Annotated in this window: 11 protein-coding genes and 4 tRNA genes; 14 read left to right on the top strand and 1 reads right to left on the bottom strand. The window is 50.6% G+C overall.

What is annotated here, in order from left to right; translation table 11 throughout:
• Positions 1–11: 11 nt before the first annotated feature.
• From tatA to tatC, 3 genes are read left to right on the top strand one after another with little or no spacing between them, the layout of a single operon-like run.
• Positions 12–194: a Sec-independent protein translocase subunit TatA gene (gene tatA, locus ACIDE9_RS12750; protein ID WP_019881194.1), complete on the top strand. Its 183-nt coding sequence runs from the start codon at positions 12–14 to the stop codon at positions 192–194.
• Between the two features lie 13 nt (positions 195–207).
• The gene (gene tatB, locus ACIDE9_RS12755) at positions 208–723 is read left to right on the top strand and encodes a Sec-independent protein translocase protein TatB (RefSeq protein WP_411995101.1); all 516 of its coding nucleotides are present in this window, start codon (positions 208–210) and stop codon (positions 721–723) included.
• A 21-nt stretch (positions 724–744) separates the two neighbouring features.
• The gene (gene tatC / locus ACIDE9_RS12760; RefSeq protein WP_194752774.1) at positions 745–1482 is read left to right on the top strand and encodes a twin-arginine translocase subunit TatC; all 738 of its coding nucleotides are present in this window, start codon (positions 745–747) and stop codon (positions 1480–1482) included.
• Here the strand turns inward: tatC and ACIDE9_RS12765 are convergent, their stop codons facing one another.
• Positions 1483–2637: a S1C family serine protease gene (locus tag ACIDE9_RS12765; RefSeq protein ID WP_194740347.1), complete on the bottom strand. Its 1155-nt coding sequence runs from the start codon at positions 2635–2637 to the stop codon at positions 1483–1485.
• Between the two features lie 55 nt (positions 2638–2692).
• On the opposite strand from ACIDE9_RS12765, the gene ACIDE9_RS12770 reads away from it, so the two are divergent.
• The 11 genes from ACIDE9_RS12770 to ACIDE9_RS12820 form a co-directional block, all read left to right on the top strand.
• Positions 2693–3439 carry a Nif3-like dinuclear metal center hexameric protein gene (locus tag ACIDE9_RS12770; RefSeq protein WP_411995102.1) on the top strand — a complete coding sequence of 249 codons (747 nt, stop codon included), beginning with the start codon at positions 2693–2695 and terminating at the stop codon, positions 3437–3439.
• A gap of 116 nt (positions 3440–3555) precedes the next feature.
• Complete coding sequence (gene petA / locus ACIDE9_RS12775) at positions 3556–4176, top strand: ubiquinol-cytochrome c reductase iron-sulfur subunit (RefSeq protein WP_194740349.1); 621 nt, start codon at positions 3556–3558, stop codon at positions 4174–4176.
• 5 nt (positions 4177–4181) lie between these two features.
• Positions 4182–5468 (top strand): cytochrome b, encoded by a 1287-nt coding sequence (locus tag ACIDE9_RS12780; protein WP_194752777.1) that lies wholly within the window; start codon positions 4182–4184, stop codon positions 5466–5468.
• A complete protein-coding gene (locus ACIDE9_RS12785) occupies positions 5468–6178 on the top strand; it encodes a cytochrome c1 (protein WP_411995103.1) in 711 nt (236 codons plus the stop codon). The genes ACIDE9_RS12780 and ACIDE9_RS12785 overlap by 1 nt, the downstream gene beginning before the upstream one ends.
• Positions 6179–6243: 65 nt before the next feature.
• On the top strand, positions 6244–6843 hold the full coding sequence (locus tag ACIDE9_RS12790) for a glutathione S-transferase N-terminal domain-containing protein (RefSeq protein WP_194752778.1): 600 nt from the start codon (positions 6244–6246) through the stop codon (positions 6841–6843).
• A 60-nt stretch (positions 6844–6903) separates the two neighbouring features.
• Positions 6904–7317, top strand: coding sequence for a ClpXP protease specificity-enhancing factor (locus tag ACIDE9_RS12795; RefSeq protein WP_411995104.1), 414 nt, complete (start codon positions 6904–6906; stop codon positions 7315–7317).
• A gap of 143 nt (positions 7318–7460) precedes the next feature.
• A tRNA-Thr gene (locus ACIDE9_RS12800) sits at positions 7461–7536 on the top strand.
• Between the two features lie 62 nt (positions 7537–7598).
• Positions 7599–7683 (top strand) — tRNA-Tyr (locus ACIDE9_RS12805).
• Positions 7684–7753: 70 nt separating this feature from the next.
• Positions 7754–7829 (top strand) — tRNA-Gly (locus tag ACIDE9_RS12810).
• A 20-nt stretch (positions 7830–7849) separates the two neighbouring features.
• Positions 7850–7924 (top strand) — tRNA-Thr (locus tag ACIDE9_RS12815).
• 122 nt (positions 7925–8046) lie between these two features.
• Positions 8047–8537 (top strand): GTP-binding protein (locus ACIDE9_RS12820; RefSeq protein ID WP_411995105.1); only part of this gene is annotated, 491 nt, incomplete at its 3' end.

Here is an 8537-nt window from a genome sequence, read left to right on the forward strand (position 1 = left end):
AGGAGATTATCATGGGTTCATTTAGTTTGTGGCATTGGCTGATTGTGTTGCTGATTGTGGTGCTGGTATTTGGTACCAAGAAATTGCGCAACATTGGCGGCGATGTTGGCGGTGCAGTGAATGAATTTAAAAAAGCGGTCAATGAAGGCAAGGCCGAGTCCAAGCCTGAAGAGTTGTCTGACAAAAACAAGTAAGTGCCGACGCATTGTGTTTGATATTTCATTCTCAGAATTGCTAGTTATTGCTCTGGTTGCCCTGGTGGTGATTGGGCCGGAAAAATTACCAAAAGTCGCCCGCACTGCGGGCGCTTTTTTTGGTCGCTTGCAACGTTTTGTCACGCAGGTGAAAGACGAAGTGAATCGCGAAACGCGTTTTGCCGAACTGCAAACGCTGCAACAGGAAGTGCAGTCCGGCTTGCGGCAGGGCTATGGTGAAATTGAGCAAAGTATTTTGCCTGACCCAGTGCCGGAGGCTGTGCCTGCGATCATAGAAGCTGAAGTTGTTGCGGTAAAAAAGCCACGTAAACCACGTGTGCGCAAGACAGCCCTGCCCGTGACGGAGAGCACTGCGCAAACCGATGAGTCCCCTTTGGTGAGTGCTGATCCGCAAGCGCAATTGTTTGCGGTGCCTGTCGATGAGAACAAGAAAGTACGTCGTGCGCGCAAGACTGTTAAAAAAGACGATGACGTCGTGCGTGCGGCGGAACAAAAGCCGCTTGCTTAAGCCTTTCCGGATTGCATGATCATGACCCCCACCGAGAGCTTCATTTCACACCTGATCGAATTGCGTAACCGCTTGCTGCGTGCCATTGTGGGGTGGCTGCTGGTGTTTGTGGCCTTGTTTCCGTTTGCCGATAAACTGTATAGCTTGCTGGCGGCGCCGTTGCTGAGCAAGCTGCCGCAAGGAGCGCAAATGATTGCGACGGCGGTGACCACGCCGTTTTTCGTGCCGATGAAAGTCACCATGTTAACGGCATTCCTGATTGCGCTACCCTGGATGATTTATCAATGCTGGGCATTCGTCTCCCCGGGCTTGTATACGCATGAAAAACGCCTGATTAGGCCCTTGCTGGCCGCTGCCATCGTGCTGTTTTTTGTCGGCATGGCATTTGCCTATTTTGTAGTGTTCCCTGTGGTGTTCAGCTTCCTTGTCGGGAGTGCTCCGCAAGGCGTGACCGTGATGACGGATATTGCCGAGTACCTCGATTTCGTCATCGGCCTGTTCGTGGCATTTGGCTTTGCGTTTGAAGTGCCGGTCGCTGTGGTGTTGATGGCGCTCATGGGATGGGTCACACTGGCGCAGCTCAAAGAATCACGTTCTTATGTGATTGTGGGCGCTTTTGTACTGGGGGCGATTTTTACGCCACCGGATATTGTTTCCCAGTGTATGCTCGCCATCCCGCTATGGCTGCTCTATGAAATTGGCTTGCTGGTGGTGCGCTGGCTACCGACAGCGCCAGCCAGCGACTCTGCTACAAGCTAATTATTGCGGGATTTTGTTGGGTAGTGGGCGCTTACCTACGACCAGTGCGATATTCACTTTTTTACCAGCGCGTATGATAGACAAAGTGGCTTTTTCACGTGGCTTGAGCATGGCAATGATGTTCAGCATGGATTGACTGTCTGCCACAGGCTTGTCATCAATGCCTACCAAAATATCCCCAGGGCGCAAACCGGCATGATCAGCCGGGCTATCCAGCAATACACCGGCAATCAACGACCCGTTAGCTGATTTCAGGTTAAATGACTCTGCCAGTTCTGGCGTGATGTCTTGTGCTTCAATGCCAATCCAGCCGCGGGTGACGGTGCCGCTGGAGCTGATTTGTTCCATCACCTGTTTGGCAATACTGACTGGAATGGCAAAACCGATCCCCATGCTGCCGCCGTTGCGAGAGTAAATCGCACTGTTAATGCCGATCAGGTTGCCGTTGACGTCAATGAGCGCACCACCAGAGTTGCCAGGGTTGATTGAGGCATCGGTCTGGATAAAGTTTTCAAAGGTATTGATGCCCAAATGGTTACGGCCCAGGGCGCTGATAATCCCCTGGGTCACAGTCTGGCCAACGCCGAACGGGTTGCCAATGGCTAGCACCACGTCGCCGACTTTCATCTGGTCGCTATTGCTAAACGTAATCGCTGGCAGGTCTTTACGGTCAATCTTAAGCACCGCCAGGTCGGTGTCCGGGTCTGTGCCTACGACAGTCGCAGAAGACTTGCTGCCATCGCTGAGCGCCACTTCAATCTGGTCGGCAGAGCTGATCACATGGTTGTTGGTTAAAATCAGGCCGTCAGCACTGACAATCACGCCGCTCCCCAGGCTGTTTTCTGGTTGCTCATCTTCTTCCTCCATTTCATCGCCAAAAAAATGACGGAACAGCGGGTCATTTTTGAGGGCATGGTGCGGGTCCTGGCTAATGCGTGCAGTGGTGAATATATTGACCACTGAGGGCATGGCTTTGCTGACCGCCGTGCGGTAGCCGTTTTTTGCAATGGCGGCCGTGGTGTTGGTCGCGACTTGTTTGCTGGCCGGCTGACTGGCGGGTTGTGTTAGCACGCCAGGGTAGAATAGTTTCAACACAAACAAAATGCCCAGGCAAACGGTGACGGCTTGTGAGAAGATAGACCAGAGATGTCGCATAATTGCAAAAGTAAGTGAATGTCTTAACAATGCCTAGTATATATGAGAGTCAGAGATGGAATTAAATCTTCTTGTCACAGAGCTGGCCAATTTTTTACAAGTTGGCAAATTTCAAGATTATTGCCCAAATGGGTTGCAGGTAGAAGGGCGGCCACAGGTGCGGCGTATTGTCAGTGGCGTCACGGCTAGCCAGGCGTTGATTGAGGCAGCAATCGCTGCAGATGCCGATGCGATTCTGGTGCACCATGGCTACTTCTGGCGTGGAGAGGCGGCCGAAGTGACCGGGCTCAAGCGCAATCGCCTCAAGCGTTTGCTGACGCATGATCTGAGCCTGCTGGCTTATCACTTGCCGCTGGATGCGCATGCTGAAGTCGGCAATAACGTGCAGCTGGGGCACGTGTTCGAGTGGCCGATCACGCGTTATCTCGATGATAAAAATATGCTGCCCATGGCTGAGTTGTCGCAAGCAATGACGCTCGCGCAACTTGGCGAGCATGTGAGTGCCAGCCTGGGTCGGCAGGCGCAGTTGCTGGGTGATCCGCAAAAACAGGTGCGAACGGTGGCCTGGTGCACCGGCGCTGCGCAATCCTATATTCAGCAGGCTGTGAATGCCGGGGTGGATGTGTTTATCAGTGGCGAGGTTTCAGAGCAGACCTGGCATACCGTGTGTGAAACCGAGACCGCTTATATCAGCGCTGGCCATCACGCGACTGAGCGCTACGGCGTACAGGCATTGGGTCAGTGGATCGCCGAAAAATATGGCATAGAACACATTTACGTTGAGCTGGATAACCCGGTTTAATTGATTAATATCAATGACTTATTGAATTAAATTTGGCTTGTTTCTGCGAAAAATGTATAATCGCGACTCAAGTTTTGATCACACTGTTACCTCAAAAGGGTAGATTAAGGAAGCCAATGTCAGAAAACAAAATTGACAACAACTGTTTGTCGTTTTGCCAGCCATCTGAGGTGGATTTGCAAAAACGCGATTTCTTGGTAAAAGCCACTGCTGCTACAGGCGCTGTGGGTGTTGCCGCGGTCGCGGTGCCGTTTGTCGGCAGCATGCTGCCGAGTGAGCGCGCCAAAGCGGCCGGTGCACCCGTCGAAGTGGATATCAGCAAGCTGAAACCGGGTGAAAAAATGACGGCCGAATGGCGCGGTCAGCCGGTATGGATTGTGCGTCGTACCCCAGAGATGCTGGCCAAGCTGGTCAAGCATGACGATCAGTTGTCTGATCCTAATCTGGAAGTGCCGCAACAGCCTGAATACTGCAAAAACAAAGATCGTTCGATTAAACCTGAGTTCGCTGTGATGTTGGGTACATGCACGCATTTGGGTTGCTCACCAAACGACAACTTTGTTGCAACAGCAGAGTGGGATGGCGGTTTTGTCTGTCCATGCCACGGCTCTAAATTCGATTTGTCTGGTCGTGTGTTCAAGGGCTCCCCTGCACCAAAAAATCTGCTGATCCCACCACACCAATACCTGACAGACACAACGCTGCTGATTGGCGAAGATAAAAAGGCGGAGGCGTAAATATCATGGCAACTAATAAAAAAACAATTGCCGCTGGCGTGTTGGACTGGGTTGATGCCAGATTTCCACTGACCAGTACTATCAAGGGACACCTGACCGAATATTACGCGCCAAAAAACTTCAATTTCTGGTATTTCTTTGGTTCATTGGCTTTATTGGTGCTGGTGCTGCAAATCGTCACCGGTATCTTTTTAACCATGAACTACAAGCCAGATGCTGAATTGGCATTTGCTTCTGTTGAATACATCATGCGCGATGTGTTTGGCGGCAATATTATTCGTTACATGCACTCTACAGGTGCCTCCATGTTCTTTGTGGTGGTTTACCTGCACATGTTCCGTGGCATCATTTACGGCTCCTACAGAACGCCACGTGAACTGATCTGGCTGTTTGGCGTGGGTATTTTCCTGGTGTTGATGGGTGAGGCCTTTTTCGGCTACCTGCTGCCATGGGGCCAAATGTCCTACTGGGGTGCGCAAGTGATTGTGAACCTGTTCTCTACCGTGCCATTTATCGGTCCTGACTTGTCCGAGTGGTTGCGTGGTGATTACCTGGTTTCCGATGCAACATTGAACCGTTTCTTTGCTTTCCATGTGATTGCATTGCCGCTGGTCTTGTTGGGTCTGGTGGCCGTGCACATCGTGGCCTTGCATGAAGTGGGTTCCAATAACCCTGACGGCGTTGAAATTAAAGCGACGAAGGATAAAGCCACCGGTATTCCATTGGATGGCATTCCTTTCCATCCTTATTACTCAGTGAAAGACCTGGTGGGTGTGGTGGCGTTCCTGATGGTGTTCTTTGCCATTGTGTTCTTTATGCCTGAAATGGGTGGTTACTTCCTGGAAGCCAACAACTTTGTGCCGGCTGATCCGCTGAAAACACCTGCGCACATTGCACCGGTCTGGTATTTCACACCTTACTACTCCATTTTGCGTGCTGTACCGCCTATCGGTATTTCACAATTCCCTGGTGTGGTGGCGATGGGCTTGTCTGTGGTTGCCTTTGCATTCCTACCTTGGCTGGACAAGAGCCCGGTGAAATCTATCCGTTATCGTGGCAAGCTGTACAAGCGCTGGTTAGCTGCGTTTGTCGTGAGCTTTGTGATCCTGGGTTATCTGGGCACGGTTCCAGGTGATATTTGGGGTCAATTCGGCCCGTGGTTGGGTCGTGCAGACCGTGCAACAGTGCTTGCCCGTATTTGTAGCGTGGTGTACTTCGCATTCTTTGCCTTGATGCCTTGGTACACTAAAAAAGATCAAACCAAGCCAGTGCCAGAAAGGGTGACATACTAATGATGAAGAAAATGTTTTTGCAGGCTTTTGCAAGCCTGACACTGCTGGTTTCTGGGGTGGTATTGGCCAACGAAGTGCACATTGACGTGAAAGCGCCAATCAGCATGAGTGATAAGGCCTCTTTGCAACGTGGTGCCAAAAACTTTGTGAACTACTGCTTAAACTGCCATAGCGCGAACTACATGCGTTATAACCGTTTGCAGGACATCGGTCTGACCGACAAGCAGATTAAAGAGAATTTGCTGTTTGCCGGTGAAAAGGTTGGTGAAACCATGCGCGTCAGCATGAATCCTAAAGATGCCAAGAAATGGTTTGGTGCTGCACCGCCTGATTTGAGCGTTGAAGTGCGTGCGCGTGGTGCGGACTGGGTGTATGCCTATCTGCGTAGTTTCTACAAGGATGACACACGTCCAACCGGCTGGAATAACCAGGTGTTTGACAAAGTGGCCATGCCACATGTGTTGTATGAGTTGCAAGGTGTGCAGGTGCTGGATCATGAAACACACACGCTGAAGCTGGAAAGGGCTGGTAAATTGAGTCCTCAAGAGTATGACCAGTTTGCGGGTGATCTGACCAACTTCCTGGCCTTTATGGCCGAGCCAGCCAAACAATCCCGCTACTGGATTGGCGTCGTGGTGTTGCTGTTCCTGTCTGTGCTGTTCGTCTTGGTGAAGAAAATCAAAACCGAATACTGGAAAGATATTCGCTAACTGCAAACCAAGTCCGACACCAAGGCGTGAGGCCTTGGTGTCTTTTTTTATAGGGAAAATAAATTATGATGAGATTGTATTCGGGTACTGTCGATCCTTACAGTCACCGTTGCCGTATCGTATTGTTCGAAAAGGGCATGGACTTTGAAGTCATTGATGTTGATCTGACCAACAAGACCGAAGATTTGGCCATTTTGAATCCATATGGTGAAGTGCCGGTGTTGGTTGAGCGCGACCTCGTGTTGTCGGAAGCCAATATCATCAATGAGTATATTGATGAGCGTTTTCCACATCCGCAGTTAATGCCAGCGGATCCTGTGATGCGTGCGCGTGCGCGACTGTTCCTCTACAACTTTGAAAAAGACTTGTTCAGTCATATCAAGGATATTGAGTCCAGTGATGAAGAAACGGCAGACAAGGCGCGTAAAGTGGTGCGCGATAATCTGACGCAACTGGTGCCAATTTTCGGTAAGCAAAGCTACCTGATGGGTGATGAGTACTCCATGCTTGACGTAGCCATCACGCCATTGCTGTGGCGCTTGGGACACTATGGCATTGAGTTGCCTAACCAGGCATCACCATTGCTGAAATACGCAGAGCGTCTGTTTTCGCGTCCAATGTACGCTGAAGCCATGACGCCTTCTGAAAAGGCTATGCGTAAATAACATCAGTCAGTCCCCAGGCAGCGCGAATACCCTTCGCGCTGTTTTTTTAAGGAAAGTCGTATGAGCACTTTGATCCCTACCACCGCTTACCTGATACGCGCCATTCATGAGTGGTGTGTTGATAACGGATTGACGCCACATTTACTGGTGAAGGTTGATGCGCATACGCGGGTGCCTATGGCTTATGTGAAAAATGGCGAAATCGTACTGAACATGAATTACACCGCAGTCAAAGACTTGCATATTGATAATGATGCGGTGGTGTTTTCTGCCCGTTTCAGTGGCGTTGCGCAGCATATTTATGTGCCGATTAACCGTGTCGGCGGTGTGTTCGCCCGCGAGAATGGCCAGGGTATGTTCTTTGAGGTGGTCGATGGCCAGGCGCCTGAGCCGGGAGCCCGCACGGCCGCTGATGCGGACCCCGTGCCGGAGGCTCCCGTTGCTAAAAAGTCTCACCTTAAAGTAGTGAAGTAATAGCGGGTGGCTTGTCATGCTTTGTGGCGTGATTGGCCTGTGGGGATTGGCTTAATGGCCTTTTTTCAGCAAAAAATAAAAAATTCTTAAAAAGCACTAGATTACTTCTCAAAAAAAGTGATATAGTTGCGCCTTCCTGAAATGCCGGGTTAGCTCAGTTGGTAGAGCAGCGCACTTGTAATGCGAAGGTCATCAGTTCGATTCCGATACCCGGCACCAAATTTATGTTTGCTGACATTGACGTCGGCGGCATTAACCGCGATAATCGCGGTCGATTTTTTGGAGAGGTGGCCGAGTGGTTAAAGGCGACGGACTGTAAATCCGTTCTCTCTGAGTACGCTGGTTCGAATCCAGCCCTCTCCACCAAAAAATGATTGCCTGTAGGTATTGCTGTAAAGCGGGTCGGTGACAACCCTCCTTGGGTGTTCTGCATAGTGCGGGTGTAGCTCAGTTGGTAGAGCACTTGCCTTCCAAGCAAGATGTCGCGAGTTCGAACCTCGTCGCCCGCTCCAACAATAACAATAGGCAAAACGCCCATGTGGCTCAGTGGTAGAGCACTCCCTTGGTAAGGGAGAGGTCGCGGGTCCGATTCCCGCCATGGGCACCAGATTTGCTCTGTAAATCTACGGGGCTTGGTAAGTAGTCGCGTGCAAGGGTGTTGTCATCCGCGTCGCATAATTTGTGAAAACAATTATTGGCTTTATTTAGTACTAATAAAGGAAAAACATCATGGCAAAAGGCAAATTTGAACGTACCAAGCCACACGTGAACGTTGGTACGATTGGTCACGTTGACCACGGTAAGACGACATTGACAGCGGCGATCACCACTGTATTGACGAAGAAATTTGGCGGCGAAGCAAAAGCTTACGACCAAATTGACGCGGCACCAGAAGAAAAAGCACGTGGTATTACCATTAACACAGCGCACGTTGAGTACGAGACAGCAACCCGTCACTACGCACACGTTGACTGCCCAGGTCACGCTGACTACGTTAAAAACATGATTACCGGTGCTGCCCAAATGGACGGCGCGATCCTGGTATGTTCAGCTGCTGACGGCCCAATGCCACAAACACGTGAGCACATCTTGTTGGCCCGCCAAGTTGGTGTTCCATACATCGTTGTGTTCCTGAACAAAGCAGACATGGTTGACGACGCTGAGTTGTTGGAACTGGTTGAGATGGAAGTGCGTGACTTGCTGAGCAAGTATGACTTCCC

Source organism: Methylophilus sp. 'Pure River' (genome assembly GCF_046765995.1).
Lineage (GTDB): Bacteria > Pseudomonadota > Gammaproteobacteria > Burkholderiales > Methylophilaceae > Methylophilus.